This is a genomic window from Candidatus Bathyarchaeota archaeon (genome assembly GCA_026014805.1).
Classification (GTDB): Archaea; Thermoproteota; Bathyarchaeia; order Bathyarchaeales; family SOJC01; genus JAGLZW01.
The window spans coordinates 25547-49126 of the sequence record JAOZHR010000025.1 but is presented as its reverse complement, the minus strand read 5'-3'; the positions used below and the strand labels follow the sequence as shown (position 1 = coordinate 49126).

Annotated in this window: 26 protein-coding genes and 1 tRNA gene; 22 read left to right on the top strand and 5 right to left on the bottom strand. The window is 41.9% G+C overall.

The window, feature by feature from the left end:
• Window positions 1-28: 28 nt before the first annotated feature.
• Window positions 29-574 (bottom strand): hypothetical protein, encoded by a 546-nt coding sequence (locus NWE91_06580; GenBank protein MCW3986055.1) that lies wholly within the window; start codon window positions 572-574, stop codon window positions 29-31.
• Window positions 575-776: 202 nt separating this feature from the next.
• Here NWE91_06580 and NWE91_06575 point away from each other — a divergent pair, with 202 nt between their 5' ends.
• Window positions 777-1097 (top strand): hypothetical protein, encoded by a 321-nt coding sequence (locus tag NWE91_06575; protein MCW3986054.1) that lies wholly within the window; start codon window positions 777-779, stop codon window positions 1095-1097.
• Between the two features lie 134 nt (window positions 1098-1231).
• On the top strand, window positions 1232-1663 hold the full coding sequence (locus NWE91_06570) for an arsenate reductase ArsC (protein MCW3986053.1): 432 nt from the start codon (window positions 1232-1234) through the stop codon (window positions 1661-1663).
• Here the strand turns inward: NWE91_06570 and NWE91_06565 are convergent.
• Window positions 1660-3744 (bottom strand): adenosylcobalamin-dependent ribonucleoside-diphosphate reductase, encoded by a 2085-nt coding sequence (locus NWE91_06565; protein MCW3986052.1) that lies wholly within the window; start codon window positions 3742-3744, stop codon window positions 1660-1662. The genes NWE91_06570 and NWE91_06565 overlap by 4 nt on opposite strands.
• A gap of 144 nt (window positions 3745-3888) precedes the next feature.
• Between NWE91_06565 and arcC the strand changes: the two genes are divergently transcribed.
• The 4 genes from arcC (at window position 3889) to NWE91_06545 (ending at window position 8562) form a co-directional block, all read left to right on the top strand.
• Entirely contained in the window at window positions 3889-4830 is a 942-nt protein-coding gene (gene arcC, locus NWE91_06560) for a carbamate kinase (protein MCW3986051.1), read from the top strand.
• 369 nt (window positions 4831-5199) lie between these two features.
• Window positions 5200-5793, top strand: a complete 594-nt coding sequence (locus NWE91_06555) for a hypothetical protein (protein MCW3986050.1) — start codon at window positions 5200-5202, stop codon at window positions 5791-5793.
• A 113-nt stretch (window positions 5794-5906) separates the two neighbouring features.
• Window positions 5907-7901, top strand: coding sequence for a methionine--tRNA ligase (gene metG / locus NWE91_06550; GenBank protein ID MCW3986049.1), 1995 nt, complete (start codon window positions 5907-5909; stop codon window positions 7899-7901).
• Between the two features lie 7 nt (window positions 7902-7908).
• Entirely contained in the window at window positions 7909-8562 is a 654-nt protein-coding gene (locus tag NWE91_06545; GenBank protein ID MCW3986048.1) for a CehA/McbA family metallohydrolase, read from the top strand.
• Here NWE91_06545 and ftsZ read toward each other — a convergent pair.
• Window positions 8559-9686, bottom strand: a complete 1128-nt coding sequence (ftsZ, locus tag NWE91_06540; GenBank protein ID MCW3986047.1) for a cell division protein FtsZ — start codon at window positions 9684-9686, stop codon at window positions 8559-8561. The genes NWE91_06545 and ftsZ overlap by 4 nt on opposite strands.
• On the bottom strand, window positions 9664-9834 hold the full coding sequence (locus NWE91_06535; GenBank protein MCW3986046.1) for a ribbon-helix-helix domain-containing protein: 171 nt from the start codon (window positions 9832-9834) through the stop codon (window positions 9664-9666). The genes ftsZ and NWE91_06535 overlap by 23 nt, the downstream gene beginning before the upstream one ends.
• Window positions 9835-10030: 196 nt before the next feature.
• Here NWE91_06535 and NWE91_06530 point away from each other — a divergent pair, with 196 nt between their 5' ends.
• A complete protein-coding gene (locus NWE91_06530; protein ID MCW3986045.1) occupies window positions 10031-11344 on the top strand; it encodes a tRNA (N(6)-L-threonylcarbamoyladenosine(37)-C(2))-methylthiotransferase in 1314 nt (437 codons plus the stop codon).
• Window positions 11345-11438: 94 nt separating this feature from the next.
• Window positions 11439-11756, top strand: coding sequence for a winged helix-turn-helix domain-containing protein (locus NWE91_06525; protein ID MCW3986044.1), 318 nt, complete (start codon window positions 11439-11441; stop codon window positions 11754-11756).
• Window positions 11757-11760: 4 nt separating this feature from the next.
• Here the strand turns inward: NWE91_06525 and NWE91_06520 are convergent, their stop codons facing one another.
• Entirely contained in the window at window positions 11761-11979 is a 219-nt protein-coding gene (locus NWE91_06520) for a hypothetical protein (protein ID MCW3986043.1), read from the bottom strand.
• Between the two features lie 225 nt (window positions 11980-12204).
• On the opposite strand from NWE91_06520, the gene NWE91_06515 reads away from it, so the two are divergent.
• From NWE91_06515 to NWE91_06450, 14 genes are all read left to right on the top strand, one after another.
• Window positions 12205-12444, top strand: coding sequence for a winged helix-turn-helix domain-containing protein (locus NWE91_06515; protein ID MCW3986042.1), 240 nt, complete (start codon window positions 12205-12207; stop codon window positions 12442-12444).
• Window positions 12445-12781: 337 nt separating this feature from the next.
• Window positions 12782-13240: a hypothetical protein gene (locus NWE91_06510; GenBank protein MCW3986041.1), complete on the top strand. Its 459-nt coding sequence runs from the start codon at window positions 12782-12784 to the stop codon at window positions 13238-13240.
• Between the two features lie 68 nt (window positions 13241-13308).
• A complete protein-coding gene (locus NWE91_06505; GenBank protein ID MCW3986040.1) occupies window positions 13309-13674 on the top strand; it encodes a winged helix-turn-helix domain-containing protein in 366 nt (121 codons plus the stop codon).
• A gap of 4 nt (window positions 13675-13678) precedes the next feature.
• Window positions 13679-14161, top strand: a complete 483-nt coding sequence (locus NWE91_06500; protein ID MCW3986039.1) for a hypothetical protein — start codon at window positions 13679-13681, stop codon at window positions 14159-14161.
• A 2-nt stretch (window positions 14162-14163) separates the two neighbouring features.
• The gene (locus NWE91_06495) at window positions 14164-14772 is read left to right on the top strand and encodes a DUF1616 domain-containing protein (protein ID MCW3986038.1); all 609 of its coding nucleotides are present in this window, start codon (window positions 14164-14166) and stop codon (window positions 14770-14772) included.
• A gap of 201 nt (window positions 14773-14973) precedes the next feature.
• Window positions 14974-15045 (top strand) — tRNA-Cys (locus NWE91_06490).
• A 39-nt stretch (window positions 15046-15084) separates the two neighbouring features.
• Window positions 15085-16221, top strand: coding sequence for a histidinol-phosphate transaminase (gene hisC, locus NWE91_06485; protein ID MCW3986037.1), 1137 nt, complete (start codon window positions 15085-15087; stop codon window positions 16219-16221).
• 42 nt (window positions 16222-16263) lie between these two features.
• A complete protein-coding gene (locus NWE91_06480) occupies window positions 16264-17124 on the top strand; it encodes a class I SAM-dependent methyltransferase (GenBank protein ID MCW3986036.1) in 861 nt (286 codons plus the stop codon).
• A 20-nt stretch (window positions 17125-17144) separates the two neighbouring features.
• Window positions 17145-18491: a hypothetical protein gene (locus NWE91_06475; protein MCW3986035.1), complete on the top strand. Its 1347-nt coding sequence runs from the start codon at window positions 17145-17147 to the stop codon at window positions 18489-18491.
• Window positions 18492-18511: 20 nt separating this feature from the next.
• On the top strand, window positions 18512-19630 hold the full coding sequence (locus NWE91_06470; GenBank protein ID MCW3986034.1) for a GNAT family N-acetyltransferase: 1119 nt from the start codon (window positions 18512-18514) through the stop codon (window positions 19628-19630).
• Window positions 19631-19666: 36 nt separating this feature from the next.
• The gene (locus tag NWE91_06465) at window positions 19667-20701 is read left to right on the top strand and encodes a peptidoglycan bridge formation glycyltransferase FemA/FemB family protein (GenBank protein MCW3986033.1); all 1035 of its coding nucleotides are present in this window, start codon (window positions 19667-19669) and stop codon (window positions 20699-20701) included.
• 25 nt (window positions 20702-20726) lie between these two features.
• Window positions 20727-21416, top strand: a complete 690-nt coding sequence (locus tag NWE91_06460; GenBank protein MCW3986032.1) for a PIG-L family deacetylase — start codon at window positions 20727-20729, stop codon at window positions 21414-21416.
• A gap of 144 nt (window positions 21417-21560) precedes the next feature.
• Window positions 21561-22616 (top strand): Gfo/Idh/MocA family oxidoreductase, encoded by a 1056-nt coding sequence (locus tag NWE91_06455; GenBank protein MCW3986031.1) that lies wholly within the window; start codon window positions 21561-21563, stop codon window positions 22614-22616.
• Between the two features lie 4 nt (window positions 22617-22620).
• Window positions 22621-23553 carry a DUF362 domain-containing protein gene (locus NWE91_06450; GenBank protein MCW3986030.1) on the top strand — a complete coding sequence of 311 codons (933 nt, stop codon included), beginning with the start codon at window positions 22621-22623 and terminating at the stop codon, window positions 23551-23553.
• The last annotated feature ends 27 nt before the right edge of the window (window positions 23554-23580 follow it).

Genomic DNA, 23580 nt, shown 5'->3' with positions numbered 1-23580 from the left:
CAATTTGCCCTTATATTAGGTTCCCAGTCTAGAGGACGGATCGCTGGCGTTCAACATCTTCTAGAGAGATGGATATCTCTTCAGTTTCTTGTTGATCGGTCTGTGCTTCCTGCGTCTTTATTGTTTCTTCAGGTTGCTTGATTTCTTCTCCGAGAAATTCTTCTCTCGATGCCTCTGTAATTTCTTCTTTCAGAGCCTCTGGTTTCTCTTTTTGTGGTTCAACATATTCGCTGAGTTTTCTCTGTTCTTTTTCTTCTCTAAGCTGGACTGCCTCTTCTATTTTCTTGGCTTGAAGAGCATTTTCAGAAACTATTGTGGATTTTCGACTTTTCTTAAAAATGTACAACGTAACAATTATTGACAGAAATATATTCACCCAAGACAGACCGAAAATTATTCCAGATAAAACCCAGTAAGGCATCGCCCATCTGTAGCTGAATTGCAAACCGTAATTGTAAAGGTCGCCGTGAACTATGTAGTTCATCTGGCTTAGGCTGAGCATGGTGAAAAGAGAGGCTGCCGCCATTAATATTAGAACTGTACTTATTGCTGACGGGTTGATATTAGTTTCCATATGGTGACCTTGATAGTTTAAGGCAGCGAAAAGGCCATTAAGTGTTGTGACTTTGAAATTAGATTCCGAAATTAATAGTGGAAATAAGCTGGGCAATGATTGCATAGGTCCTTTGAAATCGAATAAACTACAACAGATCTACCATTTTATCTTTTTTGACAATATTAATTCAAAATAAAGATAGATAGGTAGTAAATCAATTATGTCAGGACGAATTATCAATTTTTACTCGGTGTTCCAATTGGACGCAGAAAACTCCCGTACACAACTTCAGGCACCTATCGAAGGATACGCTGCCTTAGAAAGAGTTTCCCCGGTTGAGGAAACGAAAAGCCACCGGTTTTCTGCTCTTGTAGACGGAATTTGTATGGGAGTTGGTATGATTTTTATTCTTCTCGGCGTGCTTATGCCGATAACGAGTGTTGGAATGTTACTCCAAGGATTGATGTCAATCATCGGTGGACTCGTTGTTTTAGCTGTAGGAGTTGTTGTCGAAGTACACCATTGGGCTAAGCTCCACTAACTGCATTATGTCTGCAAACAATTTTTGAATTTAGAGCTTTAAAAACACAAGTGAAAAGTAATTAGTGTATACTTTCACATCTTTAAAGACCTATGAGCGAACTTGAATAGGATCATTTTTTGGAGAATAGTTAGGTGACCAAAGTATTATTTGTCTGCGTCGAGAATGCGGGCAGAAGTCAAATGGCTGAAGCCTTCGCAAACTTGCACGGTGAAGGAAAAGTCAAAGCGTTTAGCGCTGGAACTATGCCCTCGAATAACATCTATTCCTCAATCGTCAAAACAATGCAGGAAAAAGGAATCGGCATCTCTAAGAACAAGCCTAAACTTCTAACCACTGAAATGCTTCAAAACGCTGACATAGTTGTTGTCATGGGTTGTGAGGCAAAGGGATTTTGCCCTGCATGTCTACTTAAGAAAGTTGTTGATTGGGGATTGGAAGACCCAAAGGGCAGACCTATAGAGGAAGTTAGGCGAATCAGAGACGAAATAGAAAGAAAGGTTATTGAATTGGTTTTAGACCTCAAGATTCAAAAGAAGTTTGCAGATGAAGAGAGTGTGTCTTAAATGCAAGTTGGGCATCCAAAACTAATATCTGCAAGTGTTCCCTCGCTTTCAACAGGTCGCAGAACTTGTTTTTCTCGGCTACGGTGGCGATAAACGGTCACACCTTTGCATCCCGATTTGTATGCGAGCCAATAAGCTTCGTCAATGTGGTCAGGTGTAGCTCTGTTGGGAAAGTTTATGGTTTTTGAAACCGCGTTATCAGTGTACTTCTGGAAAGTTGCTTGCATTTGCACATGCCACTCTGCGCTCATGTCATGAGCCACCACAAAGAGTCTCCTTATACGTTCTGGGATCTCTTCCACATCTTGTATGGACATTTTTTTCGCGATTTTTTTTATCAGTTCCTCGTCGTAGAATCCCTCTTTCAAAGCTATACTTTCGAACAGTGGATTCACCTCAATAAGACTTCTTCCTAAGCTTTCGGCAACTTCGCGAACGTAGACAATTGCAAAGAGCGGCTCAATTCCCTGCGAGCAACCTGCAATTATGCTTATGGTACCAGTGGGAGCAATAGTTGTAACTGTGGCGTTTCTCATAGTTTTGAACTGTTTTTCCCAAATGCTTTCGTGGAAGTTTGGAAAGTTTCCCTTCTCTTCACCTAACTCTACACTCATCTTTTTTGCTTCAGTGTCTATGAATTTCATGAGTTTTTCTCCAGTTTGAAGGCCTTCTTTAGTGTCGTATCTTATACCCGTTTTAATCAACATGTCGGCAAGTCCCATTACTCCTAGGCCGATTTTCCTGTTTCCCTTAGTTACATTTTCTATTTCAGGCAACAAGTAAACATTAGCGTCGACTACATCATCTAAAAATCTTACAGCCAATCGTATAGTTTGCCTTAGTCGATTCCAGTTTATTTTGCCCTCATCAGACACGAACTTGCTTACGTCAATGCTTCCCAAATTGCAGGATTCATAAGGCAAAAGTGGTTGTTCACCACAGGGGTTGGTGGATTCGATTTGCCCTAAGCGAGGTGTCGGATTGTGTCTGTTTATCGTGTCTATGAAAACCACACCAGGCTCGCCGTTTTTCCACGCCATCATTATCATGAGGTTCCATATTGCTCTCGCCTTTAGGGTTTCAACTGTTTCACCATTTCGAGGGTTTATTAAATCAAAATCGCTGTCTTCTTCAACTGCCTTCATGAATTTGTCACTAACAGCCACAGAAATGTTGAAGTTTCTCAGCACTCCTTCCTTTTCTTTCGCAACGATAAAGTCCATGATTTCAGGATGGTTGACGAGAAGTATGCCCATATTAGCACCTCTACGTCGACCACCTTGTTTCATCACCTCGGTCGCAGTGTCGTATATTTTGGCAAACGATATTGCTCCTGAGGCTATGCCTCCCGTGGTTCTGACAACATCTCCCCTTGGTCTAAGTCGCGAGAACGAGAAGCCAGTTCCCCCTCCAGTTTTGTGAATTAGAGCAGCCGCTTTCAGCGTATCGAATATGCTTTCTATGGAGTCGTCTATGGGCAAGACGAAACAGGCGCTGAGTTGCCTGAACATTGTGCCTGCATTCATGAGCGTGGGAGAGTTGGGGATGAATTCGAGGTTTGTCATCATATGGTAAAATTCATTTTCATAATCGGCTACTTCGTCCTCACTTTTGCCGTATTGTTTTTCAACTTCAGCTAAGCTATTAGCGATTCGTCTGAACATTTGATTAGTAGATTCGACGACTTTGCCTTTCTCGTCTTTTTTAAGATAACGTCGCTCTAGCACAAGAATCGCGTTTAAAGGAAGTTTAAGCTCGTCGACGACACCCAGTAGAGCCTTCGTTCTCCTTATCTTAGCTCGTTTCTGTCGATAAAGAATATACGCCTTCGCCATGCTGGCTTGCCCGTTCTCTATAAGTGTTTTTTCCACAAGATCTTGAACTTGCTCCACGGTGGGCATCTGATTTGGTTCGAGTTGCTTCTCTAACTGGCTTACAACTTGCTCAGCAAGATTCACAGTAAGTGGCTTATCTTTCACTCCAACAGCCTTCGCAGTTTTCCAAATTGCTTCAGCGATCTTGTTGGAGTTGAATTCAACTATTCTACCGTCTCTTTTCTTGATTTTTTCAATCGTAGCCATATAAGACGTCCCAGTTATGAATACAGATTTTCTCTTTTAACTATTAGGTTCCAAGTATGTAATGTGACTTTTTCAGAAAAGGCTTTAAAATGCAACTGGTTCTCTTTCCTATCCTACCGCTAAATGTATACAGATGGTGATTGTGTGAGTCGGAAAGTGTTAGTGGCCTTAGGTGGAAACGCGATTTTGAAACATAAGGAGAGGGGAACTGCTGAAGAGCAGTTTGGGAATGTGAAAAGAGTTTGTAAACATCTTGTTGGGCTAATTAAAGACGGATATAAACTTGCAATAACTCACGGAAATGGTCCTCAAGTTGGCGATATTCTCCTTAAAAATGAGCGGTTGAGGGATGTTTTGCCCCCTATGCCATTGGACGTTTGTGGAGCCCAGAGTCAGGGCATGATAGGGTATATGTTGCAACAGTCAATGCGGAATGAAATGGACAGAGCTGGCATAAATATTCCGGTTGTATCTCTTGTAACCCAAACAGTAGTTGATGAGAACGATGTTGCTTTTAAAAACCCTACGAAGCCCATAGGGACATTTTACAATGCCAGAGAGGCTGAAATGCTGAGAAAAAGGGAAGGGTGGACGATGGTTGAAGATAGTGGGCGCGGATATAGACGGGTGGTGCCGTCGCCTAAACCTAAGGAGATATTGGAGAAAGACGCGATTAGAACGTTGTTTGAGAGCGGTGCAATAGTTATTGCTGTTGGCGGAGGAGGGATTCCTGTGGTGATCAGAGACGATGGTAGTTTAGAGGGTGTGGTGGCGGTGATTGACAAGGATTTGAGCGCGCGAATTTTTGCTAGTGACGTAGGAGCGGAGGTCCTTCTAATGTTAACTGATGTTGAGAAAGTTTTTCTTAATTACGGAAAATCGAGTCAGAGTGATCTTGACGAAATGAGTATTATTGAAGCTAAGAGGTTTCTGCGAGAGGGACATTTTGCAGCCGGGAGTATGGCGCCTAAAGTTGAGGCAGCTATAGAATTTGTGGAGACGGGGGGCGAAAAAGCTGTTATATCTTCTTTGGAAATGGGGCGGAAAGCCTTGGAGGGAAAAGCAGGCACAACAGTACACAGCTAATGTTTGCAAAAGTCTTATTCGGATTAGGATTCATTGTTGACAGTGTTCCTTAGAGAAGGCGCGCCCATCGAATCCTAGTCAGTTAGAGATGACGCGTATGAAAAACAGAAAAGTCATAATGTCAATGGTTTTAGTTGTAGAAAGCATGAGACGCAGAAGAAAAGATCGAAAAGGAAATATTTTTAAGAACTCTGAAAAGCTTGTCTTCCAATTCTATGGCTGAAAGGCGCTAAAATAGTCATAGTCATGGAAAACTACTTTTTGACCTCTCATTTCCTCAAGGCCAAAGGTTTACCTAGTTCGAAATCCAATGCTTACTCTAACAAGTTTTAAATAGAAAAAGCCTGAACACAGTGGATAGGTGATATCTTGAAAAAACTAGTTATAATTTTATTGGCTTTGGCGATGTTCTCTATGGTTTCGGTGCCCTCCGTTAGAGCGCAAGACATCGAAGGATGGGTGAGTGTTAACAAAAATACGTATGAACCAGGCGAACAAGGAGCAATTTACATCACTATTAGAAACACTGGGGACGATCCCATAGAAGTTAAGAATGTAACCATTGAATTCACAGACTGGATGATATACACAGAAGATGGCTGGGACCCACTGGGCAACAAGACAATTGTTTACGATCCAGTGATCATAGTAAGCAGCGAAACAGCAGTTGCGCTTGATGAGATTACCTTTACAATCCCCAATGACGCTAGAGGACACAGTACTTCCGTTGATCTTTCGATATACACAAACAAAGGTAAGCTGCATACGTATGCTATCAAAGGATGGAATAATCAGATCCAAGTTATGGACGCTTATAGCTTGCGTTATCTCAAAGCTATGGACAACATAGTGACGCTTCTAACAGTAGTCTCGATACTGGCGATCATCAGTGCCATCATTATAGCCGCAGCCATCTTTCTTTCGGGACGTAGACCGAGAGTTACGTGGCAGAAAGAGGAATAGCTCTCGTCCTCAAAACCTTTTTTTTCTTTTTATTCCGCTTTATTTAAGTATCTGCATATGCAAAATGTCTCTGGTACTATGTACTTTGGAGGTGCATTTCACTCGGCAAAGTTGTGGTCACCTGCGCGTGGCCTTACATTAATTATATGCCTCATTTAGGCACTCTAATAGGGTCAATTCTCTCAGCAGATGTTGTTGCTCGATACTACAGACTGCGTGGAGAAGACGTAGTTTTTGTGACAGGTTCCGATGAGCATGGAACGCCTGTGGAAGTAGAAGCCGTTAGATTAGGTATTCCACCAAGGCAGCTTACGGATAGAAACCACGCAAGGGTAGTTGACTTGTGGAAGAAGTGGGGAATTTCCTTTGACAATTATACACGAACAGAAAGCCCTGTGCATAAATCATTTGTAAAGAATGTTTTCTCGAAGATATACAAAAATGGCTACATATTTTCTCAAGAAACCGAATTACCCTATTGCTCAAACTGTGACCGCTTCTTGCCGGACAGGTTTATAGAAGGAATCTGTCCAGATTGTGGTGCTGAAGGGGCTCGAGGTGACCAGTGTAGCTCTTGTGGACATCTACTTGAACCAGCAGAGCTTGTTGATCCTTACTGTACAATCTGTAAATCTACACCCATTATAAAAAAAGTCGAGCACTGGTACTTTGACTTGCCAAAATTCACTGGTCAGCTTCGCCAATTCATAAAGAGTAACAGCAGATTGCCCTCTAACGCTAGAAAATTTAGCCTGAATATAATCAACGAAGGACTTAAGCCCCGAGCGTTAACCCGAGACAATAAATGGGGAATCCCTGCACCCTTTCCCGGAGCAGAAAACAAAACAATATATGTTTGGTTTGAGGCTGTTCTTGGCTATGTCTCAGCTACGATCGAATACTTCGAAAACCGTGAAGAGGGAGAAAAATGGAAGGAGTTTTGGTTCGATAAAGATGTCAAAACTTTGTATTTTATTGGTAAAGACAACATTCCCTTTCACACCATTATCCTTCCAGCTTTGCTTCTTGCTATAGAAGAAGAGTACAACCTGCCGTGGAATATTTCTTCAACTGAATTTTTGCAATTTAAAGGCGAAAGGTTCTCTAAAAGCCACAGAGTGGGTATCTGGATAGATGAAGCCCTAGAATTGTTCTCAGCAGACTATTGGCGTTACTTCCTCGTATCCACGCGCCCAGAAACAAAGGACACAAATTTTTCATGGGATATTTTCATAGAAAAGATAAATGCTGATCTTAATGATACTTTAGGTAACTTCATACACAGGACTTTAACATTCATTAATCAACATTTTGAGAGCTCGGTGCCTAAAACACACAACCTTGACGCCTACGACAAACGCGTTCTCAGAGCTGTGGAAAAAAGAGTAGCGGAGGCGGCGGAAAACTTGGAAAGCTGCAAGCTGCAGTCGGCCTTGCAGAAAATTATTGACATCAGCCGTATAGGAAACAAGTATTTCAACGAAAAGGAACCGTGGAACCTCCTCAAGGCCAATAGGCAAAAAGCCGCAAATACGCTCTACGTCGCTGTCCAAATTGTCAAAACTCTGGCAATAACTCTTGAGCCATTCATTCCGTTCACTTCTGAGAGGATTTCAGCTCTTCTCAATTTGTCATTCGAGACATGTTTGCAAAAGTGGGATGAAGCAACAAAGCTTTTACCCTCAAGTCATAAAGTAAAGAAGTCAAAACCGTTATTTAGCAAGATAGAGGTAAGCGGAGAGGAGTTGCAGAGCAAGTTGGAAAAGACGAAAACTACACCGTCCACCGTAACATTTGAAGAGTTCTCTAAGCTCGACTTACGAATAGGCAAGATTGTTAAGGCAGAAAACGTTCCTCAATCAAGGAATCTTGTGAAACTAACCATTGACATAGGTGCTGGAGAACTGAAACAGGCCGTAGCAGGCATCGCTCAGCATTATAAGCCAACACAGCTGGAAGGCAAAAACATTGCTGTTTTGACTAATCTTACACCTAAACGTGTTTTTGGCTTAGATTCTGAAGTAATGATTTTAGCGGCAGAGGATGGTAAAAGCATTTCAATCATTCAACCCGACAAGTCAGTCGAGGCTGGAAGCAAAATAAAGTGAAACCTCTTTGCCTTTAAGAATTGACATGCACGTTCACACAAAATATTCTTGTGACGCTTTTATTACACCCGAAGAGTTGGCCGTTTACTCGAAAAGGCGGCGTCTAGACGGAGTTGCCATAGCAGACCATGACACTGTCGGGGGATTACGGGAGTTCAGCAAAATTCGAAGTCTACTAATTATTCCTGGAATTGAGATTACGACGAAGCAAGGCCATGTTTTGGCACTAAACATCAACACTACTGTTAAGGCTGGTTTATCTTTTGCTGAAACTATCGACGAAATTCATGACGCTGACGGACTGGCAATAGTTGCTCATCCGACCGCGTTCTTTAAGGGAATCGAGGAGGAACAGCTTAATCGAAATTTCGATGCAATGGAAGTCATCAACTCTTCTGCAGTACCATTCTCTTTTTCAGTGCGTAAAAACCGGGAAATGGCGAATAAACTTAATCTTCCTCAAACAGGGGGGAGTGATGCTCATTATGCGCCTGAAGTTGGAATGGCCTATACTCTTGTTGACGCTGAAGCAGGTATTAACGAGATAGTTAAAGCGATAAAAAACGGAGCCGTGAAGCCTTTCGGTAGATCGATACCTTGGAGTATGAGGTTAAAAAGGGAATTTGCAAGCCTTAGGAGAATTTTATCTGGAAGGTTTTAGGATTCGAATTTTTCTAGCTGGTATAGGCCAAGATCTACGCGCAGTTTTTTCTCAGGTTCTGAATAAGGTTCTAGGTTGAAAAGCTGAGGGGCAATTGAACCAAACTTTGACACTATACGCGGTGAGTTAATGCCAGTCATCACCAGAGTGACTCTAATCCTCCCGTCCAGCTCTGGATCTACTCTGGCACCCCAAATCACCTGGGCGTTGTCATTCATCATTTCTGTTACAATCTCTCCGACACGATTAGCTTCTTCAATTGTCATTTGACTATCGCCGGTGACCTCGATGAGTGCGCCTGTAGCTTCAGCGTAGTCAACATCTCGCAATGGGCTTCTTAGCGCGTTATGTGTTGCTTCTTCGGCGCGATTCTGCGCGTCAGATTCGCCTATTCCTATCACTGCGACTCCGCCGTGTTTTACAATGTTCATAAAGTTGGCGAGGCCAAAATTGATGAGGCTGGGCGCTGAAATCATCTCTACTAGGCCTTTTATCACTTTGGCCAACACTTGGCCAGCAATTTTGAAAGCTTCGTTGATTGGAAGTTCAGGTGCGAGTTCTGTAAGTTGGTTGTTGTCAATTACTACAACTGTATCACATTCCCGTTGGAGTTCAGTGAGCATATAAGAAGCTGATTTCATTCGATCTTTTTCAATTTGGAAAGGCTTCGCAACTACTCCTATTGTGGTGGCACCTTTTTTCTTGGCGATTTCTGCGACGGCTGGGGCAACTCCTATTCCAGTTCCGCCGCTCAGATCTGTGGTGACAAATACGATGTCCACGTTTGTTAGGGTACTCTCTATTTGTTTCCGTGACTCTTCTATAGCAGCCCTTCCCGAAACAGGATTTCCGCTTGTGCCAGCGTCTTGAGTCAGTTTCTCTCCGATTAGTATTTTCTGATCTGCTTGTGACGCGTTAAGTTGGAGTGAGTCAGTGTTGATTGCAATTGTATGAGTATTTTTTATTCTCATTTTTGTTAGTTGTGTGACCGTGTTGTTGCCGGCTCCTCCGATTCCGATGACTACGATTTTGCATTGGTTAGATGGCTGTATGCTGTCAGTTGGTGCAAGGGTGCCTTGCCATGTGGGTTGAAGAGCTTTGTTAGTTGGTTTTTCGCCAGCCATTTTGTTTCCTCCCCCAAACCTCTACGGATAACATGTCTCGTATAGCTATGCGGATGGCTTCTGCACGGTTTGGATAGTATTGTTCGTTTACAAGGCTGTCTAGTGCTCGAATGTAGGGTTCGGGGAGATATAACGTAATGAGTTTCATTCTTTTTTGTGCCTCCTCCCTTCTGTGGGTATTAGAAAGGCATAGTGGTTTTAGGTTATAGCTCTATATAACATACTGCAAATATGATTCAAATATGTTGGCACATGTCTTTTTAAGCTTTTCTCTTGTTCTCTTTCGCATTTGTGTAAAAACTTCTCGTTTAAAGAATGTTTATGTTTTTGTTTGTGACTTAAACTTGTATATTTTAAATGATGGTGCTGCGATGCGAATATACGTGAAAGGCTTCGGTTGTTCCAGCAGCCTTGCAGACGCCGAGGTTCTTGCGGGTTGTCTCTCAAGCGCGGGTCATACAATAGTGAGCAGTCTCCAAGAAGCTGAGCTTGTGCTCTATAATACGTGTGCAGTTAAAGGTCCCACCGAGAATCGAATGATAAACTTGCTGAAAGGAATCCCAAAGGAAAAGAAGCTTATTGTGGCTGGATGTTTGCCACTCATAAACTTTGAAAGGCTGAGCAAAGAGGTTTGCTTTGACGGAGTTGTTGGACCGGCTTTAGGGGAAAAAATTGTTGATGTCGTATCGCGCGTTTCTAAGGGCGAGCGTGTTGCAGATTTAGAAGATGCTGCAATGAATATGCCGCGACTAGATTCGCCTCGCATGCGTTCCAATCCTAGAATAAGCATTATTCCCGTAAACTATGGATGCTTAGGCTCATGCTCATATTGCTGTGTTCGCTTTGCGCGTGGAAGGCTTAGAAGTTATAGCATCAAGGAAATCCTAAACAAGGTTGAAAGAGATGTTGCAGAAGGTGTTCGCGAATTTTGGTTGACCTCGCAAGATACGGCTGTGTATGGAAAGGACGTTGACACTGATCTGGCCGAGCTGCTGAAGGGTGTCTGCGGTGTTAAGGGGGACTTTTTTGTCCGTGTTGGAATGATGACGCTTGATAATCTCATGGACATCGTTGATGAGTTGATGGAAGCATTTCAAAACGAGAAAGTGTTTAAGTTTTTGCATTTGCCGGTGCAAAGTGGTGATGACAGTGTTTTGGGGTGGATGAACCGGTTTTATTCAACTAGGGACTTCATTGTGGCAGTTGGGAAGTTTAGAAGGGCGTTTCGGCAGTCAACTGTTGCTACTGATGTTATTGTTGGCTTTCCGGGAGAGGCTGAAGAAGCGTTTAAGAATACTTGTAAGTTGATTGAAGATGTCAGACCGGACATAGTAAATATTTCTAAGTTTTTTGCAAGGCCTAAGACTTCTGCGGTAGATTTGAAGCCGCAGGTTTCGCCTTTAGAAGTGAAGCATAGGAGTGCGTGTTTGGCAAGCTTAGTTCGCCGTATTGCTTTCGAGCGAAACAGTGAGTGGAATGGTTGGAGTGGGAGGGTGTTGGTTGATGAGGTGGGAAAGCAGGGGTCGGTTGTTGGGCGGAATTTTGCGTATAAACCTGTTGTGATTAGGAGCAGGTATGGGCGTGGTTTGTTGGGGCAGTTTGTCTCTGTGAAGGTGGTGGATGTCTTTCAGTCGTATTTGCTTGGTGAAATTGTGTAGATTTCTTTGGTTTTTTTCTTTTTTCAGCGTTTTTCCTTTGCTCGTCTGGCTGAAGAAGGTTTAAATTGTGGGATAGTTATGATTATATTGTTGGATGCGAGAAAGGAGTCTGGTGAGAGGATTTTTGGTTCAGACGGCAACTGAGACTAAGTCATCGCATAGAAGTCGATTAGATATAATTGCAAATATACTTTCTTCTGCTGCTGGTGGAGTGCGGAAAACTTCTATTATGTATAAATGTAACCTTAGTTTTAGTCAGTTGGAGGTTTACATGGGTTTTCTTTTGAATAAGGGTCTTTTGAAAGTGTTCACGAAGAGGCAGAGTGCAACTAGCTACTTTTTTGAGACTACTGGAAGGGGAAAGGATTTTTTGAGGGCTTACCGTAATCTGGCCGCTCTTATGTCAGCGTAACTTTTCATAATTGTTGTGTTTTTTTAAGGAATTCTAAGAACGTTTTGGACAGTTTTGCTTTTTTGTCTTTTCTGTTGAGTTTGAGGAAGGAGTAATCTGCGAGGAAATCGGCCAGAATTTCTATTTTAAACTCGTGCAGTCTGGTTTTTTGACTTATTTCTCTTAACGTGTGCCACTTGCCATCTCTGAGTAGTTCAATGGCGTTGTTGATTTGTGGCTGCATTCGGGTGATCCCCTTTATGATTGTTTCGCGGTGTGAGCTTAAATAATTTCTGAGGTATTGATTTAGAAGATTGTTCTAGAGGTGGAAGAGTGAAACACTTGGCTCGCTTGATCGTTAGATGGAGAGCTGCAGTTAGGTTTTTATAGTTTTAATATGCTGATACATATGTGGTTATTTGATAGTAATTAAACTCAGAGGTTGGTGTCGATGACTCGGAGAAGTAGGATGGAGGTTATAATTGATATCTTAACAGAATCTCTGGACGGAGCGAATAAGACTAGGATTATGTATCGTGCCAACTTGAATTTTCTACGTTTCAACTGTTATCTTTCTGAGATGCTTGAGAACGGCTTGCTACTAGAGGAGAATAATGGTGTTGGGGGAGTTGTGGTGTATAAAGTGACTGAAAGTGGTAAGGTTTTGTTGAGGACGTTGCGTAAGGCTCAGCGGTTTATGCCGATTTGATCGACTCTGTCGTGCCTACTAAGTTTTCTATTGTTGTGCCTGTGCTTTTTTTGGGCTTATTTTTCAGTAGAGACTTCTTTGTTTACCCCTCCCTCTCCCCTCCCCCCCTTTTTTTGGCCTTTTTAATCGCAGCGTTAGGGTAAGCACATGCATCTTGGTATATTTGGCCGAGTTTTGCACGTATAGGTTCCATGAAGAATAGACTTTAGTTCTATATTATTAGTCTAGAACACTCGTACGACTATGTTTATAAATTGCCGTTCAATGTTCTATTTTAAATTTGGTAATGCTGGAGGCTTTTCTGGAAGGGCGCTTTGTTTGGGAGAAAGGTGAGGTAATGACTGAGTCTTGTCTGCTTCCGTCAGGAAGGGATTGTATAGCAGGTGCTGTGGAGTGGAAGGGTTTTGTGGAGGAGCTTAGGCGGCAGTGGAAGCTTTTGTGGAGGGAGCGGATAGATGATAAGGTTAGGGCTGAAGGAATATCTAGTAAAGATTTTGAGTTGTTGTTTGTTGATCGTGGCACTGTAATTGCAGCAACAAGATGCTACAAACAGTTGGATTTCAAGGAGATTTTGGAGCAGTACGATACGCCTTATGAGGTTAGGGTTAAGCAAGAAACACCTTCTCCTTATGTTGGTGGTTGGAGAAAGTTTGGTAGGGAGATGGCTGCTGGGCGGGGTAGAATGATGAGGAGACGGAAGAGAACGTGGTCGGAAGATAAGGTGGAGAATGGTAAGATGCGGAGTTTGCAGTTGAAGAAGGGTGGAAGAGGCTGGCTGCACGTCAGAACTAAGTAGTAAAATAGTCTTTGTGTCTGTTTGATTTCTGAGTTTTCTTTCCTAGGTTAGATTTTTGAGGGTTTGGTTTGGCGAAGTATAGAACTAAGCTTCAGATCATAGCCGAGATTCTGGAAATAGTCAGGGAAGGTGCTAAGAAGACGCATATTATGTATAAGGCTAATCTTAGCTACAAGCTATTGTGTAAGTATCTTGACGAAGTGCTTGATTGTGGGTTGGTGCGTGTCAGTCATGACGACGCTTATTTGGTTGCTCCGAAGGGAGAAAAGTTTCTGCAGAGGTTTATTGATTATAAAAAGCTTCGTGAGCGTGTGAACAAAGAGGTAAGCGCTGTGGATAAAGAAAAGATTTTGCTTGAAAAGATGTACACGAATTCGAGGGCTAGGAATAATAGTGTGAAAGGGTTGTCAAGAAAAGGTTTGGATGTTGCATAAAGTAATGTCGTTTCGTGTCAAACCTTTGTTGACTTTTGCGGCTTTTATTCTGTTAGTTTTTGGCTCTTGTGCTCGATTTCGCGTTTTCGGGGCCAACGAGACTGATGCCGTAGCTGCCATTGCTGCGGCTGAGGAGAAAAATGTTCTTTGTTATGATGCTGTTGCGGAGGCAGATGGAGCTGGGGCGAATGTCACGGTTTTGCTGGTGACGCTTGGGGAGGCTGGGGGGTTGTTGTCTATGGCGGAGTGGTCGTATGCTAGGGGTGATTTTGATAATGCAGTTGATTTTGCTGGTCAAAGCCAAGGTAAGTTGAACGGTTTTGTTGTTGAGGCTGAGGCTTTGACGGAGACTGTGGTAAAGGAGAATTATTGGGGTTTTTTGGTTAATGTTGTGGGTTCTGTGGTTGGGTCGGTGGCTGTCGTTTGTGGCAGTTTTGTTGTTTGGCACTTTTTCAAGAAAAGGTACGGTGGGGGTGTTGGTGCGTGAGTTTGGAGGAGCATCGGGTTGTTTTTGTTGTTGTTACTGGTGTTTTGGTGTTGCTTGTAGCTTCGCCTGCACTTAGCAGATTGTTGGTTCTTCCGCGTACTGAGTTCTTTACTGAGCTTTGGCTTCTGGACTCTAATAATAGAGCTGAGGATTATCCTTTCAACGTGACAGTTAGCGAGGAGTATAATGTTTTCTTGGGGATAGGGAATCGTTTAGGGTATGCTGCGTACTATAAGGTTGCGGTGAAGTTTCGCAATCAAACGCAGTTAGCTCCAACAAGTTTTGGACCAGTTGGTAATCGCACTCCGAGCAGTTTGCCAGCGCTTTTCAACATTACTGCTTTTGTTGAGGATGAAGGTGTTTGGGAGTTGCCTTTGACGTTTTCTTTTGATTATGGGTATAATGAAACGCTTTCGCGGATTGCGTTTTATGGTTTGATGTTAAACGATGTTACGTTGGATATGAGGGGCTACGCAATAGCTTGGAATTCGACGAATAATGAGTTTCGTGGCTTCTTGTTTTTTGAACTTTGGATCTATGACAGGGCAATTGGCAACTTTCAGTATCATGAGCGTTTCGTTAGTTTGCGGCTGAACATGACTGGTTCCTAGTGTTGTTAGGTTGTTTGCGTTGTTTTCCCTCTTTATGGATGGAGAGAGACCATGTTGTGGTTTGTGTGGTTGAAATTGGTGACTTTTGGTTGTTTTTAGTTGTTTTTAGTTGCTTTTTGTTGCTTTTTGTTGTGACGGTTTTTAGGCATAATAAATGCTTTGTAGAATTTCGATGCCACGTCTTGGATGTTCTAGAAGAGTGCCGGGGTGGCTGAGGAGCCTAGGCAGCGGCTTGCAGAGCCGTTCACGTTGGTTCAAATCCGACCCCCAGCTTGAGTCTTATGAATAATGGTGTCTTGGAGAGTTGAAGCTATGAGAACTAAAGGAAATCTTGATTGGCTGGAGAAAAAACTTGGAGTTGCCCGTTCTTTCGACGGTTCGCTTCTGAAATATGTTGGGGCGTCTCCTAAGGTGGAGGAGTTGGCTGATGAACTTAAGATGGATGTTTCTGAGGTTTTAAAACTTGACTCGAACGAAAATTTCTTCGTTGACAACGATTTCTTACATGGAATTGCTTCAGAGGTTCTCAAAGAAATTGATTTGAGGCTTTATGATTCGCGGGTTATTGTCGGGGTTAAAGAGGCGTTAGGAGAATATTTGGGAGTAAAGCCTGAATGCATAACAGTGAGCAGTGGAAGTGAGCAACTCATTGATCTTATTGCTCATTTGTTTTTGGAAAAGGGAGATAATGCGGTTGTAGCTGTTCCGAGCTTTTTCATATATGAGAAGAGGGTGAAGTTAAAGGGTGCAACTCTTTTTGCTGTTCCTCTTAAGGCTGATCTTTCTTTAGATGTGGAGGCGATACTTGATAAGGTGAATTCAAGGACGAGGCTTGTTTTCATTTGTTCTCCTAACAATCCTACTGCAAACCAGTTTGAATGGGACCAGGTAGAGGCTGTTGCTGATGGTTGTTCATCGCTAATCGTGTTGGATGAGGCTTATGCAGAGTTTGCGGATTATTCTGCGGCTTCGTCAGCCGTGTCTAAGGATAACATAGTGGTTTTGAGGACGTTTTCGAAGGCTTTCGCGCTTGCTGGATTAAGGTTTGGATACGCTGTGTCTAATGAAGATTTAGCTTCGTTTCTCTCGGAAGTTATGCCATATACTGTGAATACGTTTACAGCGAAATTTGTTTCAAAAATGCTGAGTTGCGTGGATGTCATTGAAGCTTCTGCAGGTAAGGTTAAGGAAGAACGGGAAAGGCTGGTTGAAGGTTTTAGAGCCATAGATGGAATAGAGGTGTTTGAGTCGAAAACTAATTTTGTCACGTTTAAGCCTATGAAAGGTGCAGAACGAATCTATTCTGAGTTGCTTAAAAAGGGCATAATAGTCAAGAATCTCGGCAATTTGCCAGTAATCGGCCATTGCCTAAGAGTAACTGTTGGGCTTCCGGGTATGAATGACCGATTCTTGAAGACATTATCAGAAATTTTGGACATGGCAAGTTAGATTGGATGCGCCGCTTATTTCTGAGATTTGCTGGTTAAAATCTTGAAGGACAAAAATTGTGTTGACGATGTGGAAGTGAAAAAAGCCAACGTTCGCCATCATGATGTTGAAGCGGAAATTTTTGAACATGCACATCCTGAAGGTTCAAGCATTTATGAGAGATCTAAGGTTTTGAAAAGTATTGCATTTATAGCTGAAAATTCGGATGTTAGGGATCTGTGTGTTGATGTTGGCTGTGGAACAGGGTTTGTCACCAGTTTTGAATTACCGCTTTACACGACCCTTGTTGCCATGGACATTTCGAGACGAATGCTTGAAGTTGCTTGGAAAAGACATGGCCACTTTAAGTCACTGAATCTGGTACGTTGCGACGCGGAACATTTGCCTTTAAAAAGCGAAATCGCCGATTTAGTTTCTGTTTCCTCTGTCTTGCATCATTTGCCCAAACCTTTCAATTCGATGACAGAGATATCGCGTGTTCTAAAGGAAGGCGGTTTCTTGTACGTAACTCGTGAACCTAATTTTCAACGGTTAAGACGTTTCTTTGATTTTTTTGACCATATGATAGTTCAAAAATTTGTGAAGGTTTTACGACGGTTACCGCTTTTTAGGTCTGAGCTTTATCGTGAGCCTAATGTCGTTGTTGATGGGCTCGACTATGCCAAGGTTGATGTACATTACTCAACGGGTTTTCATGTGGGGCAGTTGGCTGAGTTTTTGCGTTATAGATCGTTTAAGCCAATCTTTGCTTATTCTTATCATTGGATTTATCCTGATTCTGATAGGGGTTTGCTGCAGCAATTGTTGACGAAAAGCAACTTTGTTATCGAAAAAATTCCACTGTCTAGAAAGTTTGGTAGGTATGTAAGTGTTATTGCAAGAAAACTCGAAAAGCAGATGTAGTTGGTTAAGGATGTGAAAGTTTGGTTATCAAGGATCATTTAAGCACAGGGGAGGATAATCACCTAACCCTTCACGGGGTAGATCTGGTTGATCTCTGTGGTAAATATGGGACTCCTCTTTTCGTCTTTGACGAAGTTAGTCTTGTGGAAGATTTTGAGAGGTTTCGCCGAGCATTTGAAAGCGTTTACCCTAAAATTATGGTTTGTTATTCGATAAAGACCAATAACAACTTGGCTATTTGTAGGACGCTCAGGAAAATAGGAGCATATGCAGAAGTCGCTTCTGAGTTGGACCTCTTCGTGGCGTTGAAATCTGGCTTTAATGGCAATAAGATAATTTATGACGGACCTTTCAAGCCTAAGACAGGCTTGCAGAAAGCATTAGAAGAGAAAGTTTTGCTGGTTAATGTGGAATCTTTTTCAGAAATGGAAAAGCTGAATAGTGTTGCTGGGGAAATGGGATTAGAACAAGCTATAGGCTTGAGAGTGAACCCCTTTAAACCACCTAGCTTCTTCAAAAGTTTGCACCCGAACAACCTTATTGAAGCTGGTTATTGTTATCCACGTTGCAGATTCGGTTTTTCACTTGAAGACGTTCACAAGGCCTTTGAGTATTTGAGGAAGATGAAGAATTTACGCCTTGAGTGTCTTATGATGCATCCTTATACTAAGGCGTTAAAAGTGCTTCTACCATTTATGAAGGAAGCAAACGAAAAATTCGGGTTCGAAATAAAATATCTCAATGTTGGCGGTGGGTTCGACCCTGGTGTATCTGGTTCTACGGGCGACTTTCCTCTCATGCTGGATTTTGTCAAGCAGAAGTTGGGCTTTAAATCTTCATTGGACAAGAGAAAAAACATTTCTAGCATAGAATCTGTTGCAAAATCAATTGCCGAAAACGTAAGGCAAAATCTTGGTAATTTATCTGAACCTACTTTGATTACGGAGCCCGGACGTTTCATCGCTGGGCCTTCAGGTATGTTACTTTTGAGCATTGACCATACAAAAATGGCTGGAGGCTACAAATGGATAGTGGTGAATGGTGGAACGAATATACTCCCACTAATATATGATCGCCGCACAACATTAATTGCCAACAGAGCCGTAGCATCCAACAAAGAATTGGTTAATATTGTTGGGCCTTTGCTCTATCCAAAAGACTTCATTGCAATCAAAATGTCCGTTCCACGAGTCAAAGAAGATGACATAATTGCTGTCCTCTACTGCGGAGCATACTCGCTTTCCAGTTCCACACAGTTCCTTTATCCACGGCCAACAGCTGTTTTAATCAACTCTCAGGGACAAGTAAAGGTCATCCGGGAAAAGGAAACTTTTGAAGACGTTTCGAGAAAAGATAAACTTCCATAATGCGGCATGCGTGACTAACGATGCTTAAAGTGGATGAACTGAACGATTTCAGCGAGTTCGAGGGTTTAGCAGGCGTTTGGAACCAGGTTTTGCAGAAGTCAAAGGATAACGACGTTTTTTCAACTTGGGAGTGGCTATGGTGTTGGTGGAAACACTTCGGGAAAGGAAGAACCCTAAGAATATTAACTGCACAAGAGAAAGATGAAATATTTGGCATCGCTCCACTCATGCTTTCGGAATATAGTTTTTTACGTTTAGGTAAGCTTCATAAGATAGAATTTATTGGAACTCCCCACTCTGATTACAACAACTTTATTCTTTTCAAGAAACCGGGCGAGTGTCTGAAGCTTTTTCTAGACCGTTTAATGAAGTTTTCCGATTGGAATTTGCTTGAGTTAAGAGAGATCCGGGATGGAAGCACTTCTGCCATTGCTCTACAACTATTGTGCAACAATGAAGCTTCAAACTTAGAGTTAAGATTAAGCACTCTGTGTCCTTACATTAATTTACCAAACTCCGTCAAAATTTTTACAAATCGCCTAAGCCGAAACATGAAAAAGAATCTGCGCAAAAGAATGCGAAAACTTGAAAGGGAATATGAGGTTGAGGTTAAAACCCAACGTGATTTCGATTCGGTTAAAGAGGCTATGGAGGTATTTTTTGAATTACACCAGAAAAGGTGGAGGGCAAAGGGGGAGCTAGGTGCATTTGTCTCTGAAGCGTTCCGTAATTTTCATCTCGAATTGGCTGACATCTTAGACAAGAAAGGTTGGCTGGGTCTGCATTTCTTGACTGCAAACGGTGAACCCGTAGCAGCTATTTACTCTTTTGATTATAATGGGAAGAAATATGGGTATTTAACGGGGTTTGACCCTGAATTTGAGCGTTATGGAGTTGGAAATCTGTTGAAAATGCATGTTGTTGAGTATTGCATTAAGAATGGTTTTGGAGAGTACGATTTGACTAGGGATTTTGAACCTTACAAGGCGGATTGGGCTACAGGAGTTAGAAAAAGCTTTGTTGTGAGAATGGTTTGTAAAGGTTGGTTTGCGAAAATGTATGCTTGGGCTATGCAAAACAGTTCTTCACGGTTTCTCATTAGCAAACTCGGGGGACACTTAACCATCAAACAAAGTTAACTCAACTTATTCGAACTTTGGAGGAGCTGTCTCCTTATGCTTGAATATTCGGTTATTGAAAATCCGCCGGCTGAAATGTGGCAATCCTTCTTAAACAGGTTTCACGAAGGAAACTTTGAACAGTGTTTTGAGTATGGCGAAATAGCTGAAATAGCATTTCCAAGGTCGAAAGCTGTTAGGCTAGCGGTTTCATGTAATGGGAAAATTGTTGGAACAGTTCAAGGAACTTATTCACGCTATTTCGGGTTTGGTATGAACCTTGGAGTAATGCATGGACCAATAGTAGACACGAAAAGCGAGAAAGGTTTGCAGTTTGTTGAAGCTCTCTTGAAAGAACTTGAGGGCTATGGAAAAAGAAACCGTATAATCCATGCACATGTATCAGTGTCTGAGGCTTGGCAACTGCAGGAAGTATTTCATAGAATGGGCTACACTTCAGTTGGTAGATCTAACGAGTACGTTGTGAATCTTGAAAAAGGGACAGATGAGCTCTGGAGGAGCATTACTCACAATAAGAGGAGAAATATAAAAAAAGCCAGAAAGGAAGGAGTTGAAGTCATTCAATCACGCAACCATGAAGATCTGCTGACTTTTTATTCGATGCTTGAAGCCGCCGAAAAAAGGGGAGGTTTTTCAAGTTATCCTCTTTCGTGGTTTGAGGCTGTCTGGAAAATATATGATCCAAAGCTATCAAGGGTTTTTTTGGCGCGCTGGAAGGGTGAGGACGTTTCTGGAGTCTTCACAGTAATTCATGGGAAAACTGTTTACGCGTTGGCAGCGGGTTCATTTAGAGGAGGGTGGAAAGTGAGACCAAACGATGTAATGCATTGGAAAATTATGGAATGGGCTTCCAAAAATGGCTATACAAAATATCAGATGGGAATAGTTTCTGAGCCGCCTCCAACTGAAGGGTCAAGTGCTTGGGGGATTTGGAGATGGAAACGAGAGTGGAATGGAAGACTGGAAAAAATCCGAATATTCGACAAAATGTTCTTGCCAAGATACAAACTCATACTCAAAACCAAAAGACTGATTGAACAAGGTTACACAAGCCTTAGAAGATTAAAATAATCTATGCTTCTGGAGGAAATATAGTTTGAATAATAAGGAAAAAATAATAGTATTTGCTCCTCACCCGGATGACGAAACATGGGGCTGCGGCGGAACAATAGCCAAGAGAATAAGTGAAGGATACGAAGTTACTATAGTTGTCATAACCGATGGCAGATATGCATTTTCCAAAGTGTTGGGTATAAACTCAGATCCCACACCTGACGAGTTAAAGGAAATTAGAAAAGAGGAGGTGAAAAGAGCGACAAGAATCTTGGGCGTGCCAGAAGAAAAATTGGTGTTTCTGGATTTTGAGGACGGGAAGCTTGAAAGAAATGAGATGGAAGCTCAAGAAAAGGTTATTGAAATATTAAGAGAAAATCCTGCTTCTGTAGAAGTCTATTTCCCTTACGAAAGAGATTATCATTTAGATCATCGTGTAACAAATCGCATAGTAAGAAAATCGATTAAGAAATTAGGTCTTCATGCAATGATATATCAATACTCAATTGCACAAAAGTATGGGCGGATCGGCCCACTGATAGATATTTTTCTTAATCTTTTTAGACACAACATGATTCGGGTTGATATTTCTGAGTTTCTGCCTTTGAAGGAGGCAGCAGTAAAAGAATTCAAGAGCGAGATATCGATTATATCGAGCAGACAAAAAAGACCTCTTGTGGATAAGATTGGAAAACTTCTGAAAAATGAAGAGATATTCTACATCGACAAGTAAACACGCGGGCCTCACGTGTATTCCTTAGTTCATAACATATCTGTTCTGATGAAAGTGAGTTTTGTCGTTATCCTCTCAAAATTCTTGGATTGCGAAATTGATCGCCTGGAGATAGTGATACAGAAAAGTGGGAGATGATAAAACATGTTAAAAGTAGGGGTAGTTGGTCTCGGGCATATGGGTAGGCTCCACATGATGAATTGTCGGCACATTGAGGGCATCAAAATAACTGCTGCAGCTGACCGATCAAAAATGGCGTTGAATAAGGCAAAATCCGTTGGTGTTAAAAATCTTTACACTGATTACCATGATTTGTTAAATGATTCCTCTAATATGGATGCAGTCATCATATCCTTGCCTAACTTTTTGCACTTTGACAGTATCCGATTAGCGTTAGAAGCCGGGTTCGATGTCTTTGTAGAAAAGCCGATGGCTAATACGGTGGAAGAATGCCAAAAAATCGTAAAGTTGGTGGAGAAGAGCGGCAAGAAATTTATGACTGGTCATTGTATGCGGTTTATCGATGCGACTGAAAAGATGAAAGCTATCGCAGATAAGGGTCAGATTGGGGATTTACAAGTTGTCACCATTGAGCAAATACTTAGCGGACCTTTTGCTCACGGAGCAGTTCCTACACCAGTGCCTGAATGGTGGTTTGACCCAAAGAAAGCTGGAGGAGGCGTCTTACTAGATCTGGGTTATCATCTGATCGACTTGTTCTGTTTCTTCACGGGGGAATACCCTGAGATATTATTTTCTTGCTTTGATCACAAGTTTAATCTTCCAATGGAGGATGGTGCAATCCTAATACTACGTTCTTCTGAATCCGATGTTAAAGGAATAATCAATGTTGGCTGGTACCAAAAATCCGTATTTCCTGAATATAACTTCCGAATGATTCTTCATGGTAACGCTGGGTACATTTCTAGTGACGATCTTGTGCCAAGGAACATTTATCTTCATGCCATTAAGGAAGGGACGAAGAATCTTTTGCGAAAAGTTGTCGGGAAAAAGATAAAGCCTTTATCGTATTCTTATTATTTCGAAGCATACTATAAAGAATTACAGCATTTTTTTGATTGCATAATTAACGATTCAAATCCGTCTGTTTCACCGATTGACGGATTAAAGACTATTCAACTCATTGAAGAAGCATACAAAAATCATGATAAAAATCAGTTTGCGCTGAAGGAAGCATAGAAGAATGGGCGATGTCGTCGGTCTAGTTCGCGCACAAAGTTCAGAAGAAATAAAAAACTCTATTGGAAAGGCATTAGACCTCATAAATTTTAAGCCAAAGGGTCCTGTGAAAGCTGTTGACATCAAGGCGAACTTGTGTTATTATTGGCATGCCGCTACAGGATATACCACTGATCCTCGAATTGTTGCTGGGATCATCGATTGTGTTCGCGAAAGGCACGGCGCAGACACGTACATTCGAGTTGTTGAAGCTGATGCCACGGCAATGCGAACAAAGCATGCTTTCTTAATGCTTGGGTATGAAAAGTTGGCGAAGGAAAAGAACGTCGAACTCTTTAATCTTTCCAAAGATGAGAAAAGCCAAGAAAAGGTTCGCGTAAACGGACATGAAATCGCCTTTCAAATTCCTCAATCACTCTTGAAATCTGACCTTTTCATTAACGTACCAAAATTGAAAATAATGCGAGATACCAAAATTACATGTGCACTCAAGAATGTTTTTGGTTGCATTGCTTCTCCAAGAAAAATAGTTTATCATCCCATCTTAAGTGAGGCTATCGTAGGCATAAACAAAATACTGCACCCACATCTTACAATAGTCGACGGACTTGTAGCACTTGGTCGCTTTCCCATTAAACTAGGACTAATTATGGTCAGCACAGATCCGTTCTCAATCGATTGGATTGCATCTCAAATAATGGGATACAACCCATCAGAAATCAAATTCTTAAAAATTGCAATGAAGGAAAAACTTGGAAATTTAGACGGCATTATGACACGTGGGGAGAACATAATTGCTTTTAAGAAAATCTTTCCTAAAGAAAATTTCTTTTCCTCAAAGCGTTGGTGGAATGTTCAACTAGGATTGTTTAAGTTATATAGCAAGGTTGTTAAGGATGTTGTTCCCCCTATGCTTGAAAAAGACATGAAGAGCTAAGCCACGCGTATTCATTGTTGGGATAGG